Source organism: Variovorax raffinosi, from assembly GCF_051216615.1.
In the GTDB taxonomy this organism is placed as follows: Bacteria; Pseudomonadota; Gammaproteobacteria; order Burkholderiales; family Burkholderiaceae_C; genus Variovorax.
In genome coordinates, this window is record NZ_JBPJZR010000014.1 from 87792 (window position 1) to 109485 (window position 21694).

Annotated in this window: 25 protein-coding genes; 10 read left to right on the forward strand and 15 right to left on the reverse strand. The window is 65.9% G+C overall.

Features of this window, described 5'->3' with window-relative positions:
- Positions 1–21 precede the first annotated feature (21 nt).
- The 3 genes from galE to ACSFB7_RS31310 are packed head-to-tail and all read left to right on the forward strand — an operon-like array spanning position 22 to position 3458.
- On the forward strand, positions 22–1152 hold the full coding sequence (gene galE, locus ACSFB7_RS31300; RefSeq protein WP_435476232.1) for a UDP-glucose 4-epimerase GalE: 1131 nt from the start codon (positions 22–24) through the stop codon (positions 1150–1152).
- Positions 1145–1918, forward strand: a complete 774-nt coding sequence (locus ACSFB7_RS31305; protein ID WP_435476233.1) for a LuxR C-terminal-related transcriptional regulator — start codon at positions 1145–1147, stop codon at positions 1916–1918. Before galE ends, ACSFB7_RS31305 begins: the two co-directional genes overlap by 8 nt.
- A 10-nt stretch (positions 1919–1928) precedes the next feature.
- Positions 1929–3458, forward strand: a complete 1530-nt coding sequence (locus tag ACSFB7_RS31310; protein WP_435476234.1) for a mannose-1-phosphate guanylyltransferase/mannose-6-phosphate isomerase — start codon at positions 1929–1931, stop codon at positions 3456–3458.
- Here the strand turns inward: ACSFB7_RS31310 and ACSFB7_RS31315 are convergent.
- Genes ACSFB7_RS31315 through ACSFB7_RS31325 form a run of 3 tightly spaced genes read right to left on the reverse strand, consistent with a single transcriptional unit; the run spans position 3411 to position 6218 of the window.
- Complete coding sequence (locus ACSFB7_RS31315; RefSeq protein WP_435476235.1) at positions 3411–4556, reverse strand: DSD1 family PLP-dependent enzyme; 1146 nt, start codon at positions 4554–4556, stop codon at positions 3411–3413. The two genes, ACSFB7_RS31310 and ACSFB7_RS31315, sit on opposite strands and share 48 nt — an antisense overlap.
- A gap of 7 nt (positions 4557–4563) precedes the next feature.
- A complete protein-coding gene (locus ACSFB7_RS31320) occupies positions 4564–5556 on the reverse strand; it encodes a tripartite tricarboxylate transporter substrate-binding protein (protein WP_435476236.1) in 993 nt (330 codons plus the stop codon).
- Positions 5553–6218 (reverse strand): HAD family hydrolase, encoded by a 666-nt coding sequence (locus tag ACSFB7_RS31325; RefSeq protein ID WP_435476237.1) that lies wholly within the window; start codon positions 6216–6218, stop codon positions 5553–5555. Before ACSFB7_RS31325 ends, ACSFB7_RS31320 begins: the two co-directional genes overlap by 4 nt.
- 72 nt (positions 6219–6290) lie before the next feature.
- Between ACSFB7_RS31325 and ACSFB7_RS31330 the strand changes: the two genes are divergently transcribed.
- Complete coding sequence (locus tag ACSFB7_RS31330; RefSeq protein WP_435476238.1) at positions 6291–7196, forward strand: LysR family transcriptional regulator; 906 nt, start codon at positions 6291–6293, stop codon at positions 7194–7196.
- A gap of 25 nt (positions 7197–7221) precedes the next feature.
- On the opposite strand, the gene ACSFB7_RS31335 is transcribed toward ACSFB7_RS31330, so the two are convergent.
- The 4 genes from ACSFB7_RS31335 to ACSFB7_RS31350 form a co-directional block, all read right to left on the reverse strand.
- Positions 7222–7833: an alkylhydroperoxidase domain protein gene (locus tag ACSFB7_RS31335; RefSeq protein WP_435476239.1), complete on the reverse strand. Its 612-nt coding sequence runs from the start codon at positions 7831–7833 to the stop codon at positions 7222–7224.
- A 5-nt stretch (positions 7834–7838) separates the two neighbouring features.
- The gene (locus ACSFB7_RS31340; RefSeq protein WP_435476240.1) at positions 7839–8486 is read right to left on the reverse strand and encodes a CMD domain protein; all 648 of its coding nucleotides are present in this window, start codon (positions 8484–8486) and stop codon (positions 7839–7841) included.
- Positions 8483–9586, reverse strand: coding sequence for a putative FMN-dependent luciferase-like monooxygenase (locus tag ACSFB7_RS31345; RefSeq protein ID WP_435476241.1), 1104 nt, complete (start codon positions 9584–9586; stop codon positions 8483–8485). The genes ACSFB7_RS31340 and ACSFB7_RS31345 overlap by 4 nt, the downstream gene beginning before the upstream one ends.
- A 173-nt stretch (positions 9587–9759) precedes the next feature.
- Positions 9760–10470, reverse strand: a complete 711-nt coding sequence (locus ACSFB7_RS31350) for an SDR family oxidoreductase (protein WP_435476242.1) — start codon at positions 10468–10470, stop codon at positions 9760–9762.
- A gap of 126 nt (positions 10471–10596) precedes the next feature.
- Between ACSFB7_RS31350 and ACSFB7_RS31355 the strand changes: the two genes are divergently transcribed.
- The 4 genes from ACSFB7_RS31355 (at position 10597) to ACSFB7_RS31370 (ending at position 13298) form a co-directional block, all read left to right on the forward strand.
- On the forward strand, positions 10597–11493 hold the full coding sequence (locus ACSFB7_RS31355) for a LysR family transcriptional regulator (protein WP_435476243.1): 897 nt from the start codon (positions 10597–10599) through the stop codon (positions 11491–11493).
- A 260-nt stretch (positions 11494–11753) separates the two neighbouring features.
- Positions 11754–12296 (forward strand): hypothetical protein, encoded by a 543-nt coding sequence (locus ACSFB7_RS31360; RefSeq protein WP_435476244.1) that lies wholly within the window; start codon positions 11754–11756, stop codon positions 12294–12296.
- A gap of 139 nt (positions 12297–12435) precedes the next feature.
- Positions 12436–12942, forward strand: a complete 507-nt coding sequence (locus tag ACSFB7_RS31365; RefSeq protein ID WP_435476245.1) for a GNAT family N-acetyltransferase — start codon at positions 12436–12438, stop codon at positions 12940–12942.
- A gap of 44 nt (positions 12943–12986) precedes the next feature.
- A complete protein-coding gene (locus tag ACSFB7_RS31370) occupies positions 12987–13298 on the forward strand; it encodes a hypothetical protein (RefSeq protein ID WP_435476246.1) in 312 nt (103 codons plus the stop codon).
- A 69-nt stretch (positions 13299–13367) separates the two neighbouring features.
- On the opposite strand, the gene ACSFB7_RS31375 is transcribed toward ACSFB7_RS31370, so the two are convergent.
- The gene (locus ACSFB7_RS31375) at positions 13368–14006 is read right to left on the reverse strand and encodes a tRNA-uridine aminocarboxypropyltransferase (protein ID WP_435476247.1); all 639 of its coding nucleotides are present in this window, start codon (positions 14004–14006) and stop codon (positions 13368–13370) included.
- A 295-nt stretch (positions 14007–14301) separates the two neighbouring features.
- Complete coding sequence (locus tag ACSFB7_RS31380) at positions 14302–14883, reverse strand: TetR-like C-terminal domain-containing protein (protein ID WP_435476248.1); 582 nt, start codon at positions 14881–14883, stop codon at positions 14302–14304.
- 206 nt (positions 14884–15089) lie between these two features.
- Here ACSFB7_RS31380 and ACSFB7_RS31385 point away from each other — a divergent pair, with 206 nt between their 5' ends.
- On the forward strand, positions 15090–15722 hold the full coding sequence (locus tag ACSFB7_RS31385; protein WP_435476249.1) for a hypothetical protein: 633 nt from the start codon (positions 15090–15092) through the stop codon (positions 15720–15722).
- A 236-nt stretch (positions 15723–15958) separates the two neighbouring features.
- On the opposite strand, the gene ACSFB7_RS31390 is transcribed toward ACSFB7_RS31385, so the two are convergent.
- Entirely contained in the window at positions 15959–17425 is a 1467-nt protein-coding gene (locus ACSFB7_RS31390) for an aminotransferase-like domain-containing protein (protein WP_435476250.1), read from the reverse strand.
- A 348-nt stretch (positions 17426–17773) separates the two neighbouring features.
- Between ACSFB7_RS31390 and ACSFB7_RS31395 the strand changes: the two genes are divergently transcribed.
- A complete protein-coding gene (locus ACSFB7_RS31395; RefSeq protein ID WP_435476251.1) occupies positions 17774–18010 on the forward strand; it encodes a hypothetical protein in 237 nt (78 codons plus the stop codon).
- Positions 18011–18446: 436 nt separating this feature from the next.
- Here ACSFB7_RS31395 and ACSFB7_RS31400 read toward each other — a convergent pair whose 3' ends face one another.
- The 5 genes from ACSFB7_RS31400 to gspI form a co-directional block, all read right to left on the reverse strand.
- The gene (locus tag ACSFB7_RS31400) at positions 18447–19607 is read right to left on the reverse strand and encodes a serine hydrolase domain-containing protein (protein WP_435476252.1); all 1161 of its coding nucleotides are present in this window, start codon (positions 19605–19607) and stop codon (positions 18447–18449) included.
- Positions 19608–19736: 129 nt separating this feature from the next.
- A complete protein-coding gene (locus ACSFB7_RS31405; RefSeq protein WP_435476253.1) occupies positions 19737–20120 on the reverse strand; it encodes a PaaI family thioesterase in 384 nt (127 codons plus the stop codon).
- 25 nt (positions 20121–20145) lie between these two features.
- Positions 20146–20640 carry a low molecular weight phosphatase family protein gene (locus tag ACSFB7_RS31410; protein WP_435476254.1) on the reverse strand — a complete coding sequence of 165 codons (495 nt, stop codon included), beginning with the start codon at positions 20638–20640 and terminating at the stop codon, positions 20146–20148.
- A 45-nt stretch (positions 20641–20685) separates the two neighbouring features.
- Positions 20686–21297: a prepilin-type N-terminal cleavage/methylation domain-containing protein gene (locus ACSFB7_RS31415; protein ID WP_435476255.1), complete on the reverse strand. Its 612-nt coding sequence runs from the start codon at positions 21295–21297 to the stop codon at positions 20686–20688.
- Positions 21298–21693: a type II secretion system minor pseudopilin GspI gene (gene gspI / locus ACSFB7_RS31420; protein ID WP_435476256.1), complete on the reverse strand. Its 396-nt coding sequence runs from the start codon at positions 21691–21693 to the stop codon at positions 21298–21300. It lies immediately after the preceding gene.
- Position 21694 lies beyond the last annotated feature (1 nt).

Below are 21694 nucleotides of genomic sequence, written 5' to 3' on the forward strand. Positions count from 1 at the left end.
GCCATCTATCGAGCCAAGACCATGCCCCACACCCAGATCCTCGTGACCGGCGGTGCAGGCTTCATCGGCAGCCACACCTGCGTGGCCCTGATCGCGGCGGGCTACCTGCCGGTGGTTCTGGACACGCTGGTCAACAGCGACGCGCGCTCGCTGCAACGGGTGGCCTGCATCACGGGCGTGCAGCCGGTGCTGGTGCGCGGCGACGTGCGTGACGGCGCGGCGCTCGACCGCGTGTTCGCGGTGCACGACATCCACGCGGTCGTGCATCTCGCGGGCCTGAAGGCGGTCGGCGACTCTGTGGCCGACCCGGTGAGCTACTACGACGTCAACCTCGCGGGCACGCTCACGCTGGTGCAGTCGATGGCGCGCGCCGGTGTTCGCGCGCTGGTCTTTTCTTCGTCGGCCACGGTCTATGGCGACACGCATCCTTCGCCCATTCCCGAGACCGCGCCGCATGCCGCCGTCAACCCCTATGGCCGCACCAAGGCGATGGTGGAAAGCCTGCTGGCAGACCTGTCGCATGCCGATGCGCGCTGGGGCATGGCCTGCCTGCGCTACTTCAACCCCATCGGCGCGCACGAAAGCGGGCTGCTGGGCGAACGCCCGCACGGTGCGCCCAACAACCTGATGCCCTACATCTCGCAGGTGGCGGCCGGCGAGCGCGACCACCTCGTGGTGCACGGCGCCGACTACGACACCATCGACGGCACCGGCGTGCGCGACTACGTGCATGTGATGGACGTGGCCGAAGGCCATGTGGCGGCGCTGCGCCATGCGGCGCGTCAACCCGGCATGTTGATGGCCAACCTGGGCACGGGGCACGGCGCCTCGGTGCTGCAGGTGGTGAGCGCCTTCGAGCGCGCCAGCGGCCGCCGCATCGCCCTGCGCATCGGGCCGCGCCGCCCCGGCGATGCGCCCGCCTACTGGGCCGATGCGCGCCATGCCCGCGCAAGCCTCGGCTGGCGCGCGCGGCGCGACCTCGACCAGATGTGCGCGGACTGCTGGCGCTGGCAAGCCGCCAATCCGCATGGTTTCGACGACCCGGTGCCGCCGCTGCAGTCCGCGTGGCGGCCCGTGCCCGATGGCAGCCCGGTCTTCGCCTCAGGTACGCCCCTTCTTCAAACATCCAACCTGGGACACTCCAATGCCTGATCCTGCATACCGCCCGCCCGGTGAACTGGCCGACGGCCGATCGGGCTACCCGGCCGGCGTCTGCCCGCCCGCCGCGCCGCTGTGGCCCGGCTTCCTGAACGGACAGGAAGATGCGCCGGTTCGCGTGCTGCTCGTCGACGACGACGAGTTCATGCGCCGCGTGATCGCCCAGGAGCTGTTGTCCGACCTGCGCATCCAGCTCGAAGGCCAGGCCGGCAGCCTGCGCGATGGCCGCAGGCTGCTGGCCACCCACAAGTTCGATGTGCTGATGGTCGACCTGCGCCTGGGCGACGGCACCGGCTTCGACCTGATCCGCGAAGCCCGCAAGCACCACCGCAATGTCGAGATCATCGTGATCTCCGCGCTGGAAGACGAATCGCATGTGCTGCATGCCTTCGAGCTGGGCGCCACCGGCTACCTGCTGAAGGACGCCTGGCTGCAGAGCTTCGCGCAGGCGGTGCTGCAGGTGGTCAACGGCGGCGCGGCCATCACGCCGCGGCTGGCGCGCCGGCTGCTGGGCCGGCTGAGCTACCGGCCCGCCGAGCTGTCGCCCATCGATCCGCCGCAGCGCGAGACGGCGCTGACGCGGCGCGAATGCGAAATCCTGCGCTTCGTGGCGCGCGGCCATGTCACCGAGGAGATCGGCGCCAAGCTGGGCATCTCGGGGCAGACCGTCAACGCGCACATCAAGAACATCTACAAGAAATTGCATGTGCATTCACGCGCGCAGGCCGTGAGCTACGCGGCCTATTCGGGCCTCATCTGAAAGGCGACCCATGAACACCACCACCATTCATCCCGTCGTGCTTTGCGGCGGCAGCGGCACACGCCTGTGGCCGCTGTCGCGCAAGGCGCTGCCCAAGCAATTCGCGCCGCTGGTCGGCGGCAGGAGCCTGCTGCACCTCACGCTGGAGCGGCTGGGCAGCCTGAACACCAACGTGACCTGCATCGCGTCGGAAGACCATCGCTTTCTGGTGCGCGAGACGGTCGAAAGCGCGCGCACCACCGGCCGGCAGATCCTGGAGCCGGTGGCGCGCAACACCGCGGCGGCCATGGCCTGCGCGGCGCTGCTGGCCGACAAGGACGACCTGCTGCTGTTCGCGCCGTCAGACCATCACATTCCTGACACCGCGCTGTTCGCGCAGACCGTGCGCGGCGGCGTCGAAGCCGCGCTGGCCGGCCGCATCGTCACCTTCGGCGTGGTGCCGAGTTTTCCGAGCACGGCCTACGGCTACATCGAGGCGGGGCAGGCTTCGGGCGACGGCTGCAGCCATGCGGTGGTGCGCTTCGTGGAAAAGCCATCGGAAGAAGTGGCGGTGTCGCTGATCCTGCATGGCGGCTATTGCTGGAACGCCGGCATCTTTCTCGTGCAGGCCCGCACCCTGATTGCGGCGCTGCGCACGCATGCGCCCGACATCCTGCTGGCCTGCGAGCGCGCCACCGCCGATGTGTCGACCGACGGCAGCTTCCTGCGGCTGGACCCCGAGGCCTTCGCGGCCTGCCGCAGCGACAGCATCGACTACGCCGTGCTCGAAAAGCACAAGGACATCGCGGTCGTCAAATTCGAGGGCGGCTGGAGCGACGTCGGAAGCTGGAACGCGGTCGCCAATCTGTACCCGGCGGACGGCGCCGGCAACCGCCTGAGCGGCAAGGCCAGCGTGCTGCACTCGCACAACACCTTCGTGCATGCACCGCACCGGCCGGTGGTGGCGCTGGGCACCGACAACCTCATCATCGTGGACACGCCGGACGCCGTGCTGGTGGCTGGCGCGGGCTGTGCCGAACAGGTGGCCGACGTGGTGCGGATGCTTGCGCTGGAAGGCCGCGCCGAGGCCACCGAGCACCGGCGCGTGGTGCGGCCCTGGGGCGCGTACGACAGCGTCGACACGGGAGAGCGCTTCCAGGTCAAGCGCCTGACCGTCAAGCCCGGCGCCAAGCTTTCGCTGCAGATGCATCACCACCGCGCCGAACACTGGATCGTGGTGCAGGGCACGGCCAAGGCGACCTGCGACGGCGTGGTCACGCTGGTGCGGGAGAACGAGTCGATCTACCTGCCTTCAGGCGCCATCCACCGGTTGGAGAACCCGGGCAAAACGATGCTGGAGGTGATCGAGGTGCAGACCGGCGGCTACCTGGGCGAAGACGATATCGTGCGCTTCGACGACACCTACGGGCGCTGCGCGGTCACCCGCACGCGCGCCGATGCCGCGACGGCAACTGCGGCCGATGCAGTCGCCGCAGCGGCGATCGCCATGCCGTCACCAACCGTGGAAGCGCCCCCAGCGCGCCAGGCTTCCGTCTTCTGACAACGCGTGGTATTCGGGAAACTGCGCGCCGGTGGCGCAGGCGTGGTTGGGCAGGATGCGCAGGCGCGTGCCGAGCGGAAAGCGCGTGGCGATGTCGGTGTCCGGCGCGCCTTCGCGCGACAGGATGCCGTGTTCCTGGTTGGCGCCGCTGAGCACATAGCCTTCGAGCACCGTGCCGTCGACATCGCAGGCCTGGCCGTAGCCGAAGTCGCGCTTCTGCTTTTGCGTGCCACGGTCGCGGCTCATCGCCATCCAGCCCGCATCGACGATGGCCCAGCCCTTCTCGACCTGATGGCCGATCACCGTGGTGAGCACGCTCAGCGCGAGGTCTGCTTCGGTGCAGACGCCGACATTGCGCATCACGAGGTCGAAGAACACGTAGACGCCTGCCCGCACCTCGGTCACGCCGTCCAGCCGCTCGGCCATCAGCGCGGTGGGCGTGGAGCCCACGCTGACCACGGGGCACGGCAGGCCGGCGTCGCGAAGCCGCTGCGCGGCGCGCACGCAGCCGGCGCGCTCCTGCTCGGCCATGGCGCGCAGCGCCTCGGGCGTATCGAAGTCGTAGCTGGAACCGGCATGCGTCATCACGCCGCCAAGACGCATGCCGCCGTCGTGCAGCACGTGCGCGACTTCGAGCAGCACCTCGTCTTCCGGGCGAATGCCGGAGCGGTGGCCGTCGGTGTCGACCTCGATCAGCACCTCGAAGACCTCCCCCTGCGCGCGGCCGAACTCGGCGATGGCGCGCGCCGAGGCCACGCCGTCCGTGAGGATGACCAGCGCACAGCCGCGCCGGCGCAGCTCCAGCGCATGCGGCAGCCGGTGCGGCGCCATGCCGACCGCATAGAGGATGTCGGTGAAGCCATCGACGAAGAACTGGTCGGCCTCCTTCAGCGTGGACACGGTGATGCCCTGCGCGCCCGCATCGCGCTGCGCACGCGCGACCTCGGCGCACTTGGTGGTCTTGACGTGCGGGCGAAAGCGCACGCCCAACTCGTTCATGCGCTGCTGCATGCGCGCGATGTTGTGCTGCATGCGCGAGCGTTCGACGATGGCGGCGGGTGTGTCGAGGGTCGAGAGAGTCAAGGCGTCGTTGTTCATCGTTTCATCAATCCAGGTAGTCGCCCTTGGCCTTGAGCGCGGGCACGTCGTCGCGCAGTCCGCGCGCGATCAGGGCCGACACGGCGGCGGGCTTGAGTGCATCGGGCGCCGGCAGGTCCACGCCCACGGCGAGCATCTGACGGCGGAATTCGGGGTCGGCCGCGGCATCGGCCAGTGCGGTGCGCAAGCGCGCCATCACAGGCTCGGGCGTACCGCGCGGCGCAAAGATGGCGTTCCAGGCGCGCACATCGAGCGGGTAACCGGCCTCGGCTGCGGTGCCGATGTTGGGCAACTGCGGCAGCCGCGCCGAAGACAGCACGGCCAGCGCCTTCACCTTGCCGCCGGCCACCTGTGGCAGCGCGGTGGTGGTCTGGTCGCACATGAAGTCGGTCTGCCCGCCCATCAGGTCGTTCATGGCCGGTGCCACGCCCTTGTAGGGAATGTGCGCCACGTTCTGCTGCAAGGCCGACAGCAGCAGCACGCAGCCGTAGTGCGAGATGGAGCCCACGCCCGCGCTGCCGAACGAGGCCTTGCCCTTGTGCGTGCCGAGCCAGGCGACGAATTCCTTGAGGTTGTTGGCCGGCAGGTCGGCCCGCGCCAGCAGCAGCATGGGCGCGGCGCCTGCGAGGCCGACGGGCAGGAAATCCGTCTCGGGGTTGTAGGGCAGCTTCTTGTAAAGCGCCACGTTGGCAACGTGCGTGCCGATGGTGCCGAAGGCCAGCGTGTAGCCATCGGGCGCCGCCTTCACGGCCTTGGTCAGGCCGATGGTGCCGCCGGCCCCGGCCACGTTCTCGATGATGACGGCCTGGCCGAGCTGCTTGCCCATGTGCAGCGCGAAACCGCGTGCCAGCGCATCGCTGGGCCCGCCCGGCGGGAAGGGAACGATCAGCGTCACGGGCCGTTGCGGAAAGCCCGTGCCCTGCGCGAGCGCGGGTGCGTGCAGGATGAAGGCCGCCGTCAACGCGAGCGCGCCGCGCTGGAGCCAGGCGAGGCGGTTCATGCAAGCCGCCCGAAGGACTGGAGCCACGGCAGCGCCGGTGCCAGCGTGGCGCCCTGCAGTTCGGGCGACGGCGCGCCCTGCGGCAGCGCCAGACCCACGCGGTTGTGCCAGTAGGTGCGAAGGCCGACGACCGAGGTACCGAACATGTCATAGCCCGAGCCGGCGACGAAAGCGGCGTCTTCGGCTTTCACGCCCAGTTGGTCGAGCGCGGAGCGGTAGGGGCGCGGATCGGGTTTGTAGAAGCCGGCCTCTTCCGAAGTGACGAACACGTCCCAGTCGATGCCGAGTCGCGCGGCCGCGCGATGACCGAGCCGGCGCGAGCAGTTGGTGACCACCGCGAGCTTGCAATGCGGCTTGAGCGCCACCAGCAGCTCGCGTGCGCCGTCCCACACGGGCAGCGTGTCCCAGTGGGCTTCGAGCGCGTCGGGCGCCGAGTCGGCCATGCCGGTGTTGCGCGCGGCTTCTTTCACGAGCTGTTCGTAGGGCACGTAGGCGCCGCAGCCGTAGGTCAGGCGCAGGTACTCGGCGCGCCAGGCGCGGCCTTTTTCTTCCGAGCCGGCAGCGGCGTTCCAGACGGTCCATGAATCGAGCAGCGCGGTCAGCAGGTCGAACAGAACTGCGCGCGGGTAAGACGCTTCGGTGGGGGCGATGGGTGCTTGCATGAGCACGGACTCTACGTTCCAAGACCCCTGTTGTGCTTCAATGCAGCGTCATCAATCGTTAAGCACAAGTGAATGATCCAGATCGAGGACATGCAACTGGCGGCCGCCCTGCTGCGCGAGCCGTCCCTGAGCGCCGCGGCCCGTGCGCTGGACGTGACGCCGCCCGCGCTGTCGATGCGGCTGCGCAAGCTGGAAGCCGCGCTGGGCCTGTCGCTCGCCACCCGCACGTCGCGCAAGCTGAGCCTGACGCCCGAGGGTGAACGCTTCGCGCGCGAAGCCGCCGCGCTGCTGGCGCAGATCGAGGGCTTGCGCGAATCGATGCAGCGCGACGACCGCCGGCTCACCGGCACGCTGCGCATCGCCGCGCCCTTCGGCTATGGCCGGCAGTACGTGGCGCCGATGCTTGCGCGTTTCGCTCGCCTGCATCCGGGGCTGCATGTGCAGCTCGACCTGCGCGAGACGCCGTGGCCCGACCGGCACGATGCCGACGCGGTCATCCACATCGGCGCGGTGCGCGATTCGTCATGGGTGGCGCGCACGCTCAGCGCCAACGAGCGATGGCTGTGCGCAAGCCCCGAGTACCTGCGCCTGCACAGCGTGCCGCAGGTGCCGCGCGACGTGATGGCGCACGACTGCATCAGCATCCGCGAGAACGACGAAGACGTGACCTTGTGGCATGTGCGCGCCGCAGGCAAGCGCGCTTCGGCGCGCGAGACCCTGCGCATCTCGCCCGCCTACGTCACCAACGACGGCGGCGTGGCGCGGCAATGGGCCGAGCAAGGCATGGGGCTGGTGCTGCGTTCGCAGTGGGACGCGGCGGACGCCATTGCGCGCGGCACGCTGGTGCGCGTGCTGGCCGACTGGCAGTTCGACAGCGCGCCGGTCACGCTGCTGGTGCCGACCCGCAAGGGGCGCACGGCACGCATGCAAGCGCTGGTCGAGTTTCTGGAAAGCAGCTTCGGCGCCTCGCGCAAGTGAGGCGCACACCGCCATCGGCGAATACCTATGCCTTCACCGTCTCCTGCGGCTCGCCCAGCGACAGCATCAGCCGGTTGGCCCAGTTGAAGAAGGCGGCGCCGTGGATCACGTCGGCAATCGCCAGGTCGTCCAGCCCTTGTGCGCGCAGTTGCTCGATGTGATCGGGGCCGAAGGTGGACGGCGTGGACGACAGCGCGACCGAGGCCGCGACGATGGCATTCCAGCGCTCGCCCAGCTCGGCATTCACGCCTTCGTCCAGCAGACGCTGCACGTCTTGCGTGCGGTGCGAGAAATGCGAGGCGAAGCGCGCATGCACCGACGCGCAATAGATGCAGCCGTTGTAGCGCGAGGCCGCTGCAGCCGACAGCTCGCGTTCGGCGCGCGGCAGGCCGGCTTCGGGGTTGTAGAAGATGTCCTTGTCGGTGCGCGTGCGGGCACCCAGGATGTCGGGGTCGCGCGCCAGCAAGCGGAAGTACGGCGACTTGGCGCGGGCCGCATCCACCAGCCCCGCATAGTGCCGCTCGGTCAACTCGGCTTCGGGCAGCGGCTCCAGCCACGGCAGCCATTCGAGCTGGGCTCGCGTGAAGACGCTGGGGTGCGTATTGTCCGGATGGGTCAGGGTCGATTCGGTGCTCATGGTGTTCAAGCCGTGGTTGCGGGGGCGGGACGTTGGGCCAGCGCCTGCAGGCCGGTGACGACGCGTATCTGGAACGCGAGAAAAGCCACGAGCTGCGACAGCGTGACGATCTCGGTGCTCGACCAGCCTGCGTCGAGCAGTGCCTGCAAGGCAGCCGGGCTCGCATCGCGCGGATGGAAGACGAGCAGGTGTGCGTGCACAAGGGCCGCGGAAAGACGGCTGCCGAGCACCTCGCGGTGCGCGTCGTTCACGGCGTATGTCGGGCCTGCCGTGTCTTCGGCGCTGAGCGGCCCTGCGGGATAGCGGCCATAGGGCCCTTGCGCGGCGCCGCGCTTCGTTTCGGCGGCAATGGCCTCGGCCAGACCGGCGCGGGCGCCCTGCCCGGCCAGCTCGGTGGCGTAGAAGCGCGCCACGTCCGCCTGCCCATGCAGGCCGGCGACGAAGGCCGCGACGGCGAACCTGTCCACCGCATTGAAATGCCCGAACACGGGCGGCGTGGGCGCGAACAGCGCAAGGTAGCTCTGCTGCGCATGCGTGCGTGCCTCCTGACGATGCGCGCGAATGAGATCGATGTGATCGCCCGGCGCAACGCCGACAAGTCGGTCGATCACATCGGGAATGGAAGACACGGGAGGAGATGCGATGGCGTTCATGCGGCCTTGAGGAGCGTGTGAGTGGATTGAGGATCTGACGCGCCCGCGTCGCGCACCCAGCCCAGGGCCGGCGCGACCACGGTGGCGGTCAGTTCGATGGAGCGCAGGATGGCGTCGTGCGGCGGGTCAATGGAATGCACCTGGCACACGAGATCGGTCACGCGCTGCAGCGTGCTGTCGGCGCGCAGCGAAGCGATCACGTCGTCGGGTGCGCCGACGTGCACGTCGTAGGCGGCGATCAGTTCGTCGAGCGTGGCATCGGGGCCGGTGCGGCCCGAAAGGCCGGCCTGGCTCGACGAAGCGAATCGGGCGGCGGCGCGACGCAGCCCGATGTCGGCCAGGCGCAGTGCCTCCTTGCGGGTCTCGGCCACGAAGACGCTGCGCGAGCCGACGATGCGCGGCGCCTTGCCGGCCGGCAACGCGGCCAGGTAGGCATCGACGATGGGGTTCTGGATGTCGGCGAGCGTGGCGTTCGGCGCTTCGGCGGAACGCGGCTGCGTGCGCGAGAGCATCAGGCCATCGCCCACCTGCCCCGCGCGCGTGCCGCCGCTCACCGAGAAGGTGGCCTGCCAGATGCGATCGAGCAGTTGCGAGGCGCCCGGGTACAGCGTGTCGCCGCCGGCCAGCGGCTGGCCGGCCCACGCGGCGCGCACCATGGCAAGGTGCTTTGCGAAGATGGCTGGGCGGTCGTCGCTATCGAGCCCGAACGCGGCGAAAGCCTCGGGCGTGCCGCCCGTTCCCACGCCCACTTCGAGCCGGCCGCCGGACAGCAGGTCGAGCACGGCCGCGTCTTCGGCCACGCGCACCGCGTTCTCCAGCGGCAAGGTCACGATGCCGGTGCCCAGCCGGATGCGCCGCGTGCGCGAGGCCACGTAGGCGAGAAAGACGAACGGCGACGGCAAGCCGCCTTCGTGTTCATGGAAATGGTGCTGCGCGACCCAGGCCGAATCGAAGCCGAAGGCCTCGGCGTGCGCGATCTGCGCCGCGACGAGCCGGTAGCGCTCGGAGGCCGTTGCGTCGTCAAGCAGCCGACTGAAGAAGCCCAGGCGCAGCGGCGCGGCGTTCGCGGAAGGCCGGGGTGTGAAGGAAGGTGGAGACAAGATCGAGGTGCCTTCCGCCGGGAACGGTGTGCGCGATCTGATGCCCGGCATCCGGAAGGGAAAGAGTTGCGAAGAAGCCTTCGAGTGTTGCCCGCAACACCGCATCGCCGGAAATGCGGATTTGGAGTTTGCTTATCTGTTTTTCATGCCCCGGCCCGCACGTCGTTCGCGTGTCAGCGCAGCGTGTAGCCGCCGTCGACGTAGATCGTCGATCCGCTCATGTTGCCGTTGTCGAGCAAGAAGAGCGCCGCACCCGCCGCTTCGGCCACAGTGCCGAAACGGCGGTTGAGCGTCAGCTTCTCCCACATCTCGCCCACGGCCTTGAAGACCTCGGGCGGCTTGTTGCGCCACAGCTCGCTGTCGATGGTCCCGGGCGACACGCAGTTGACGCGGATCGGCGCCAGTTCCAGCGCGAGCGCGCGGGCCAGCCCTTCGACCGCCGCGTTGCAGGCCGCATAGGCCGGTGCACCGATGGGCCGCACCGAAGCCGCGCCCGACATCAGCACCACCGACGCGTTCGGCGCGAGGTGCGGCAAGGCCGCGTGCACGGTCCAGTACTGGCCCCAGAACTTGGCCTTGAACACCGCCTCGGCCGCCTCTTGCGAGTCTTCGCGGAACGACACCGAGTGGTTGACGGAACCTGGCGTGAACAAACCGGCGAGCGGGCCGCTGCCTTCGAAGAAGGCGGCGATGGATGCGCGCTCCCTCGCGTCCACGGTGCGCGCGGTGGCGAGCGGACCGAGTTTCTGTGCCGCGGCTTCGGCCTTTTCGCTCGAACGTCCGCCGATGAGGACGCGGTCGCCACGCGCCACCAGTTGCTGGGCCAGCGCGAATCCCATGCCCGAGGTGCCGCCGATGATGGCGTAGGTCTTGACTGTGCTCACGAGGTGCTTTCGTTGTGGGTTGAACTCATGCACCGATGCTAGGAAGCCATCCCTCGGAGGTAAAACGATAAGATTTCGCGAGACCCGCGCGCTGGGTTCCGCAATCGATCTCTCACCCTCCCCCGCATGTCCAACCTCGAGCCGCAAAGCCCCATCCGCGTCTTCCTGGCCGTCTGCCAGGCAGGCAGCTTTGCCAAGGCCGCCGACGGACTGGCGCTGACCCCGTCGGCCGTCGCCAAGACCATCGCGCGGCTCGAAGCGCGCCTGCAGGTGCGGCTGTTCGACCGCACCACGCGGCGCCTGTCGCTGACGCGCGAAGGCCAGACTTACCAGGAGGCCTGCCTGCGCGCGACCGGCGATATCGACCGGGTCGAAGCCTCACTTGCACAAGCGGCTTCAGTGCCCAGCGGCATGTTGCGCGTCAGCCTGCCACCGCTGTACGGCACGCAGGTGATCGCGCCGGCGCTGCTGGCGCTCGGCGAGCGCTATCCGGCGATGGGCTTCGACATTTCACTGGACATCGAGCGCGTCGACCTGCTGGCACGCGGCATCGATCTGGCCGTGCGCATCGGCGAGCTGCCCGACGTGACGGGACTCACCGCGCGGCGGCTCGGCATGCAGGAGCTGGTGATGTGCGCTTCGGCGGCCTATGTTGAACAGCACGGCGAGCCGGCCACGAAGGACGATCTTTGCGCAGGACATGCCTTGATCGCCAGCGCGCACCGCGGCCAGCCGGTGCCCTGGCAACTGGTCGATGCCGAGGGCCGCATCGAGAACTGGTCACCGCCTTCACGGCTGCGCACCGACAGCAGCATGCTCACGCTCGCCGCAGTGCGCGCCGGCCACGGCATCGGCCTGCTGCCGCGCTGGCTGGTGGCCGACGACCTGGCCACAGGCTGCCTTCGTACGCTGATGAACGAGAAGATCGCGGGGCACCTGCCGATCCATGCGCTGTGGCTCACGGCGCCGGTGATGCTGCCGAGGCTGCGGGTGGCGATCGATGCGATTGTCGAGGCGGTGTGAAGGCTGCTGTCGTGTTTCACTGGGGATGAAATTTCTTTCACTGAACTTGGAACGACCGCGAGGCTGTCGACTGAGGGCGTCGCCCAATCCCCTCTTCGACCGCCGGACCGCCGTGGGCGACGACCGGCGCTTCGCGTGCCCCGCTCACAAAAAGGCGGTGCCAGCGACGCTGTGCGCACTTGGGCTGGGCACGGGAAGGCGCGGCAGAATACGAACGACGGTCGCGCTCGGCCAGAAGCCGTCCTTCAACGAACACACCTTTGCCCTGGCTTCGATTCCATACGCTGGCCCAGACCGATTCCTCGCAACGCTACTGGATTGAACAGAGAGTGACTGGCCAAGAAATTCGATATCAATGGCAGGACTACGTGAGGCAAACAAGTGACCTCAGATTTCCTGAAGAAAATCACGTCCCGTCTTTTCTAGTCTTTGCAGAGGAAATGCTGGAGTTACTGCGGGAGCTCTGGCCGATTGATGCAGGGACTTGGGCCAGCGCCATGCGATTGCGCAGAAATGAGGCGCTATCAATGGCCCAATGGCGAGATGTTCAAGATCAAATCTCTGCCTACAGAGCATCTTTAGGAGAGCCGAATGAAATGAGTGGGCGGCATGGGGATCAAGCGGCGCTTTCGTTTCTGTTTGCCCTCGCGATTGAGTCTCCCGAAGTCTCACCAAGTGACTACAAGGGCACAGCATTGACTTGTCTCCTAGACGAATTTGCATCGAAGTTCATCAATCACTTCGGGCACGGCCCGGAACTCGTCGAGACACTGAAACGGGCCTTTCATTGCACGTCTGCATAACATCCGATCACGATCCATGCTCTACCAATCCATGAAATTTTCCGACGAACCACGCGAGTTCTGGAGGTGAATTTGAAGGGTTTTGGTACGACGGCTTCGAGCCCCTTCGCGACGGCGGCGCGACCGACTACAGTCGACCATGACCAACCCTTCATCACCGACGGGCGATTCAAGCAGGTGTATGGAAGTTCGACAAATCGCATCTTCGGAACTCAAGAGCCTGCTGGCCCTGTACCAGCATCTTCACAACACCGATGATCCGTTGCCGGACACTGCCACTGTCGAGTCCATATGGCAGGAGTTGATGGGCAACCCGCGCTACAGATACTTCGGGGCTTACACGGCTGAACAACTCGTCTCCAGTTGCACCGTCACCGTCGTCCCGAATCTCACTCGTGGCTGCAAGCCATATGCCCTGGTCGAGAACGTCGTGACTCATGCCGACCATCGAAAGCGCGGATACGGCAAGGCTGTGCTTGTCGAGGCTCTGTCTTTCGCCTGGTCGCAAGGCTGCTACAAGGTCATGCTGATGACCGGCAGGAAAGATGAAGCGACCTTGCAGTTTTATGAGGCGGTCGGCTTCAACCGAAGCGACAAGCAGGCCTTTGCGATGAAGGCTCCCTCCACCAAACCTGGAGCGAGATAGGACCGGACCTGGCCGCAACCAGACGTTTACACACGGGACCCAGCATGACCACAGAGCCGCAGAGTTGGCTGTTCAACAGTCCACCCAATGTGGTTTGTTTCACGGTGCGGTCCATCGTTGATGGCGAAGAGCCCGTCCTTATGGCATCACGCGATGCAGGCGATGGAGGATGGCAGTTCCTAGCGGGGGATGCGTTCCACATGGCCGAAGCAATGCTGGTCACTTTGGAAAGCATGGTCGCGCGGGACCAGACGCTGCTTGAGCTTGCAGCAATGCAGCCAGGCTGGATGGCTTGGCGTGAGGCGTCCGATGCTCCTTGGAGCCGCCAGGCCGAAGCCCAGCAAACAGAAGAGTAAGGCAGCGGGCACAACGCGGCCAAAACCAGCCATTTAGCTGGTCACTTAAATGACCCCCGTAGCCCTTGGTCAAGGGCATGACTCGTCAGTTTGCGCGTTTCGCTGCCCGCCAGCCTGCTCCAAGTACTCCACAAACCCATCGAAGGCATCCAACAAGGGCTGGAACCGCGCTGCACCGCCTTCCAGTTGGCACAAGGCGTAGCAGGTCGCCTCCAGCGTGGACAGTTGGTCGGGCCCATGGGCTTTGCGGATACGGTAGTGCGAAGGCGGCAGGTTGCGCAGGGACAAGCGGGGCAACTGTTGCAGTGGCGGGCTTTGGTAGAGCATCTTTCGGCTTTTGCGCCAGGTGCCGTCCAGCACGACCAGGCGCAGGCTCGACTGCGCTTGCGGCCACTCGGGCGGTAGAGGGGGTGGGACCCGCAGGTCCGGGGCGGTATCTTGCAGACTGTCCGGGTACAGCAGCAGCGTGTGCTTGCCGTCCACCGGCCAGACTGGCACGGCAAATGCCTCACCCACCACCACGCGGCAGTGTGCCAGGCTGAGGTGCAGCAGGCGGGCACTGCCTTTGGCCTGGTGTACCTCCAGCGGGTGCTGCAGCACCAGTACCTCCACCGCGTGGGCGGTGGGCGCGACCCAGCGGCAAATGCAGGCGCTGACGGGGCGCAGGCAAGCGGGGCACTGGGGGCGTGGGACCAAAGCGGCGGACATGGCTGGATTTTATTCAGCGTGCCCATATCCGCCGATGGCGATGGGGTGGTGGATGCCCTCTTTTGACGAATGGCAGTGCGGGCATTCAACGATGCGCCGCTCGGGTGAGCAGCCCAGCCAGTCAGGTAAGTTTTGCGCGACGATTCGGTGCGCCGCTGTCGGCCAGACGCTCACCTCCCCGGGATGCCTGGGAGCGTGTTCAGATTCTCGAGCAGCAGCGTTTTACTGTTGTGTGCGAAGGCGTGCGCGTCCACTAGCTTCTTGCGCCGCGCGCAGTACATAAAGCTGTGACTCCTTACTGGGCCCTTCGATTTGTGCCCGGTCGCTTGCGCAAGCCCTCGATCAGCGTCACCACCATGCCGTGCGCGGTGGCATCCAGGTCGGCCGGCGTGCAGGCATCAGCCAGGAGCCCATCGACATAAAGCGATGCGAGGCCGTGGGTCAGCGACCAGCCCGTCAAGGCAATCCGTTGCACGTCGGCCTCGGCAATCCCGAGGCCGACCCGGGCGTCGGCAACGGCCTGCTGCACCACACCCAGCGACTCGTGGCCTGCCTGCATGAGTTCGGGAAAAGAGGCCTTGTCGCATTCCGGTCCGAACATCAATCGGTAGAGCCGAGGCCGGTCGGCCGCAAACCGCACGTACGCCGTGCCCGATGCCACCAGCGCCTGCAATGGATCGGGCGCCGCGCGGCGCGCCTGATCAGTGCGGCGGGTCAGATCACGAAATCCCTCGGCGAGCGCGGCCGCAAGCAAGGCCTCCCGGCTCTCGAAATGGCGATAGGGCGCCGCGATGCTCACGCCCGCCGCAATGGCGGCCGCACGCAGCGTGACGTGCCCGCCCGCCCCTTCATCGATAAGGCGCGTTGCCGCAGCCACGAGGGCTCTCGGCAAGTCGCCATGGTGGTATCCAACCTTCGGCTCGGCTCTCGAGCGAGGGTTGTGCATCGCGTTCGCTCTCTTCATGTTGACAAGAATAACATTGGCTCATACGCTTGATGTTAGCAACGATAACTTCTGGCCAATTTCACGAAAGGCGACCGATGCTTGCTTCGACAACCCCTGGTTCTGGTACCCCGGCACGCTTGGGCGCGCTGCTGTACGGCACCGGAGCCGTCGGTCTCATTGCCACTTGTGTGTTCTATGTCCTGGCCGGACCCGAGGCGGCGTTGCCCGGTGGAGCGTCCAGCACTGCGCAGGCCATGGCAGCCACGCCGCAAGCGACAGGCTGGATGCGCCTGGCAGGCCTGGTCGGCATGCCCTGCGACGTGTTCCTGGCGGTGGGGACCTTGCTGCTCGCCTCGTGCGAATACAGGCGCGGAGCCACCACGGCAATGGCGGGATGGCTCGCACTGGCCATCGCAAGTGCGCTGTTCATCGTCGTGGATGCCACGGTGGCCATGGTGCTTCCGTTGAGCGCATCGCAAACCGGCGGAGAAGCGGCTTACGCGGGCTTGCGCGCGCTCTTCGACGTGCTGTTCACGATCGGGGCGTGGACGGCGGGCGGCGGCGCGCTGTTGGCGGCATGGAGAACCGACGGAGTGCTGTTCCGCAAACCTGCCGTGGGATGGGCGATGCGCCTGGCTGGCACCGTGTGCCTGCTCTCGGCCACGGCGCATCTGGTCGGCTTGCCAGGCGCGCAACTCGTCGGCCCCGGTATTGCCCTCCTGGCGCTGGCTTCGGGCGGCGCGGCAATGATTTATGCAGGCGACTCCTAAGAGCGATCACATTGGATGGCCGCTTTCGAGCAAATGGAAAGCCGCCTCAGGGCTCATTGCATACATTGAAAGCGCAGTCGTCCACGACGCCCTCAATCATGTCGCCAAGAAGTCGGGGCTACCGCTTCAGGCCTTCGTGCCATCTTGCGGTGAAGCGTCGGCGACTGAACAGAAGCGGCGCGCGTGACGTTGAGAGTCAGTCGAAGGCGGCGGACCTCGATCTGCATTGACCCTAACTAGGATCTCGACGAACGTTCTTCGAAGATTGGCCCCGATTTTCCAGTTGTAGATTCAAGCTGCGCGTTGGCGAGATCTCCAAGAGTCCTGATAGCCCCTTCCAAGCGCGGGTCGCCGAGATACCCGTAGTTAATGCGCAGGTGCCGGGTGTATCGGCGGTCGGCTGAAAACAAATGGCCCGGCGCTACGCCTATGCCGAGCCGAAGAGCGTCCTGGTGCAGTGCGAGCGAGTCGACACCTTCCGGCAGCGCGAGCCACAGGAAATAGCCACCCTCGGGGCGCGTGACCCGCGTTCCAGTCGGAAAGTATCGATCGATAAGTCGCAAGCATGCAGCCTGCTGGCGGCTGAGCGAATGTCGCAGGGCGCGCAGGTGACGATCGAAACTCTTGTGTTGGAGGTACTCCTGCAACGCCAGTTGCGAGGGGAGTGCCGTCGCCAGCGAGCCCATCAACTTGTTCCGACTCAAAGTGGCTGCAAAGCGACCGCCCGCTACCCAACCGATGCGATATCCGGGTGCCAGGGATTTCGAGAAAGAACTGCAGTGCAGCACCCAGCCAGCCCGGTCCCAGGCCTTGGCTGGTGGCGGTCTCCGAGCCCCATGCGCGAGCTCGCCGTACACGTCGTCTTCGATCAGCGGTATGGCGCGGGTGGCGAGCATGCTGACCAGTTGCTCTTTGGCTGCGTCGCTCATGGTGCAGCCCATTGGATTCTGGAAGGTCGGCATGAACCAGCAGGCCTTCACCGGATGCTGGTCGAGCACGCGAGCAAGAGAGCTGAGATCTACGCCTGTACGCGGGTGGGTCTCAACCTCGACCGCGCGAAGACCGCGCCGCTCCAGTGCCTGCAACGCACCATAAAAGGTTGGCGTTTCGATCGCCACGACGTCGCCTGGCTGCGTCACCGATTCGAGTGCAAGATTGAGGGCTTCCATCGCCCCGCTGGTGATGACCAGTTCAGACGCAGGAACATCCATCCCGACGCTGCCGTAACGCAGGGAGATCTGATGGCGTAATAGGGCGTTTCCTGGTGACAAATCCTCGACGGTCTGCCAAGGATCCATCCGCTTGAGCGCTCGCGTCAGGCCGGCGGCAAGTTGTTCGAAGGGAAACAGCTCTGGCGACGGAAAGGCCGAGCCGAGCGGGACCATATCGCGCTCGCGAGCCTGCGCAAGGACCTGAAAGACAAGCGACGAGACGTCGACCGACATGGACCGGAGGACAGGCTCGCTGGCGGCGAGTTCGTTGGTCGGCATTTCCGCGCCCGCTCGAACGAAGTATCCCGACCGCTGCCGCGCTTCGACAAGCCCTTGCGCCTCCAGCAGGTAGTAAGCAGAGAACACGGTGGACGCACTGATGCCCATTTGCGACTTCAGTTCGCGCACGGAGGGAAGGCGATCGTTCGCCTTCAGGCTACCCGCGCGAATACGCTGAGCAATGTTGTCGGCAAGCTTCTCGTAGCGGTTCACGGGCATCTCTTTCTGATACGGTCGTTCTGGACCGCTCCCGAGATTGTCATATCAGACGTCGGACTGCCCGGCGCGACTGTCGACCTCCTTGCATCTGATACGAAAATTTTCAGCCGATCTGATTCTGTACGTATCAGCCTGGAAGATGAACACTCGACAGCACGATGAGAGTGCTTCTGTGGTGCAGGCAGACTGCTCCGCCTTTCGACGCGTCTTGCGGACGCCCATTCAGCTGACCGCTACCGTTTCGTTAGATTGATTGATTGAATTTCCGTTTCTTCATCGGTCTATTGAGCTACTCGCCGCACTCGAGCACTTCGCCGTCTGTCACCCAATATCCTTTCAACCATGAATTCAATCCCTATCTCTTTTGTTATTTTCAAGGTCCTCGTGCTCAGCGTGGGCATGTATTTAGCCGTCAAGTGGCATTACGAACGGGGACAGAAGGACAAGAATCAAAAGACAGCTGCAGTGGTACTGACATCCATCAAGGTGGGCACGGCGTTCGTCGCTTCTGCGTTCCTCGTGCTTTTCCTCACCTTTGAAGTTTGCAATTGGATGGGTCTGGACCTGGCCATGCGGTGATTGGAAGTTTTCGGTCGATAGCCCGGATACGATGCGACTAACGGCACGCCCCTTTCAGAGACGGACCTCGACACGACGTACAGGTGACGCGGCCACCAGCCACCTGAAGATAGTTTCCTCGAGCGTCGGTCACCGATGCGTACGAATGCCGACCATAGCTCTTGAGCGCGAGCAGCCGGCTTTTGAGGACGGCGTCGGATGGTGCATCTACCGACGCAAAGTTCTCGCCCTCAAATTTCATGATTGGGAGTTAATTCAAAGGGCCGCCCAAAGCGGACGTAGCGAGCACCGCGTTGGCCATCGCCAAGCGGCCAGTCGCCGTGTGCGCGTTTCGCGAGACCGCCCGGTATTTCGGGGTTCGTTCAGGCGCCGTCAAAATGGTCACCAGCGACTGCGGAGATGAGCACAACGTGGATTCCAGTCACGGTATCCGAGGTCACAGGGACGGTGAGATAGCCTGCAGCACGTCGCTGAACACGCCGTACTGCACTTTGAATGCCTGCGGGCTGTAGTCCTGGTAGTAGCCTGCCGTCACTGCGACGACGAGATCGAGCTCGGGCACGATTCGGATCGATTGCCCGCCTCGACCGAGCGCCCCGATCCAGCGGACTGTTCGTCGGTGCGCTCTGGCATGGCCGCTCCACCAAAGGTAGCCGTAGTCCTGGTCGTCCGTTGCCTTGATGAGCGACGCGGTGGAAGCTTCGATCCAGCCCTTCGACACGATCTGGCGTCCATCCCAGCGCCCGCCCGCCAGCACGAGCTGTCCGATCTTCGCCATGTCCCGCGGACGCATGCGAAGGCCACCGCCTGCGTCGCTGTCTCTGCCCATTCGGCTCCATTCTTCGCCCGAGATGCCCAGGGGCTCCAGCAGGCTCGCTCGCGCGAACTCGTCGAGTGGCCTGCCGGTAGCCCGATGCAGGATCGCCGATACAAGCGCCAGGGCGCCGGTACTGTAGAAGAACTGCTGCCCAGGCGCAGCCACAGCTCGGCGCGTGAGCACGTAGCGGCACGGATCGCCCGAAACATACATGCGCGTTTCGTCGTTCGCGAGATCGCCGGTTGCTGGCGTCGACTCGGTCCATTCGAGGCCGAGCGTCATGCCGAGCGCGTGCCGCAGCAACAGGCGATCCGATTCTGGCGTTCGCAGGTCTGCGAGTTCGGGGAAGAAGCCAAGAATCGGCGCGTCGACGTCATGGATCAGCCCCCGGTCGATCGCGATGCCGACGGCGAGCGACGCGACACTCTTCGTCGCTGACTTCATTGCATGGCGCGTGCCGGCGTTGAAGACGACGTTCTCGACGCGGCTGCCGAAAAAGCTGGTTGGCACCTGATCGCTGCCTTGGAGGTAGCGCTCGAAAACGAGCTTGCCGCGATGCACGACAAGGACGGAGTGAATATTCGAGCCCGAAGCCGCGAGCCGATCGGCCATCTTGCCGAGTGCGGTGGTGTCAACGAGCTTGTCATCGTCGCCCGCGGCGGCCTTCCAGCCATCGTCTCGCGAGGTTGTCGCGGCGAAGCCTCCGATCGAATGGGTACACGCTGACACGCCGAGTGAGGCGAGCGCAGTGCCAACAAGAACGAACTCACGGCGTTTCATGGCACGTCGACGATGGAAGGTGCATTGATGTTAAGCAGCGAAGGCTGCGCGCGTCAATCGCCCGCTCCTCCGAGTCAGCGATCCCATACCTTTTGAATGAGGACAGAGACAAAACCCGCCGGATGCAACTCAGCCCTCAGCACGCCGAGGACGAAAGATCGCGTAGTTCCCGTTCGCCTGCGCCACGAGGACCTGGTCCAGATACAGCCGTGACTCCAGGTTGGCAACGGCCTTGCCACGGTTGAGCAGTTCCGTCCTGCAGACGAGCTTGCCTTGAAACACAGGCTTGAAGTAGTTGATCTTGATCTCGATCGTGGCGCAGATCTCGCCATCGTCGAGCGTGGGGTAAAGCGCCGATCCCATGCCCGTGTCGGCCATGGCGAACAACACGGCACCGTGAACTACCTCATGTGGATTCAGGTGTTGAGCTGCGGTGACCAGCGTCACCGTACTAGAGCCGGCCTTCGCTTCTTCGAAGTGCAGATTGATCAGTTCGGCAAATGGATGTTTCATGGCGCCAGTTTGAGGCCTGGCGCGGCTAGCGCATATACCCGAGGTCCCTTACATCGGAGCGGACCGCCGCCCGGTCGGCCCCGTGCATCGGCAGGCTCACCAACAGCTCCAGCCGGCGGCGCAGCGAGAACAGCATCTGGATCGCGGCATGCGCGGTTTCTTCCGTGTCCTTGCCGGCGGCCACGTCCGGGTAGGCCCACAGCGCGGCGTCGGGCTGGCCGGGCCACGATGGCTGCAGGGGTTGGCAGTCGGCATCGAGCGTGATGATGAAGTCGGCCACGACCGAATTGGAGCGCGCGAGTTCGTCCCAGCTGCGCAGCCCCCTGGTCGGAACGGACATGCTCGCACTGAGCAGTGCGCCAATGGCGGCAGGATGGATCGCGCCGGCAACTTGTCCGGGCTGACCGCAGGAATGGGCCGAGAACCGCCCGGGGTCCAGATGCGCAAGGCAGGCTTCGGCGAGGATGCTGCGCAATGAATTTCGCCGCGAGACGAAGGTCACCACTATTCGTTTTTGCATGGAGCCCTGACTATAGCGAGGCTTCGTGACCCCTTCGGCAACGCATCAATTGAGCACGAACACGCGCCGAAAGGTCTGCACGCCGCCGTCACCATTGCCCTTGATGCCAAGCTCCAGTTCCAGCCCCGTCGCGGTGGCGCGCGCGGGTGCAACGCCCGGCAGGTTGCGCCATCCCTGGCCGGGCTCCCATGCGCGAAGCTGGAAGACCGAAACGGCATCCAGCACCGCCACGCGCGCGGCCGTATCCGGCGCCGGCAAGGGAAACGAAGCGGCGGCCGCGCCCGTGGCCCGATAGAGCGCGTCGCCGCGCCGCCACCATTGCACGCGCTGCCAGTAGCCCGGCGCGGCCGGCGCGGCACGAATGATTTCCAGAAAGAACGGCAGGTCGTTCTGCCGGCGCACCTGCAGCGCGGACGGCAGCAGTTCGATGCCGGCGGCCGGCGACAGCTCGGTGGTGGCGCGCTGGCCCACGTCGCGCTCCAGTTGATCGAGCGCGCGCATGAGGCGGGCGAGGTCTTCGGTGCGTTCTTCCAGCCTGCTGTTGGCCCGCGTCACGCTGTCCAGGCCGCGCCATGCCATCACGCTCAGCACCGCCATCAGCGTGATGGCGATCATGACTTCGATCAGCGTGAAGCCTGCCTGCTGTCGCGGTTGCATCTAGCGTGTCTCCTGCAGGCGCGTGCGCAGCGAGGCCAGCCGGTTGCCGCCCTCTTCCGCCAGGTACACATCGACCGTGGCCGCGCGCAGCCCATCGACGGCAGGGCTGAGTTCCAGCCGGCAGACCAGCCGCACGCCGCCCTGCGGACACGGGCTGCGGACCACGCCCGGCGTGTTCGGTCCCTGCCCGATCTGCAGCTCCGCAAGCCGGTTCTCCGCGGACAGCATGGCCAGCGATTGCTGCTGCAGCAAGCCGAGGTTGGTGATGGTCAGGCTCGAAGCACGCACGATGGCCGCGAGCGCGATGCTGACGATGGTCAGCGCCATCAACACCTCGATCAGCGTGAAGCCGCCGATGCGCGGAGACGACGATGACGATGAAGGCCGCGTGCGCATG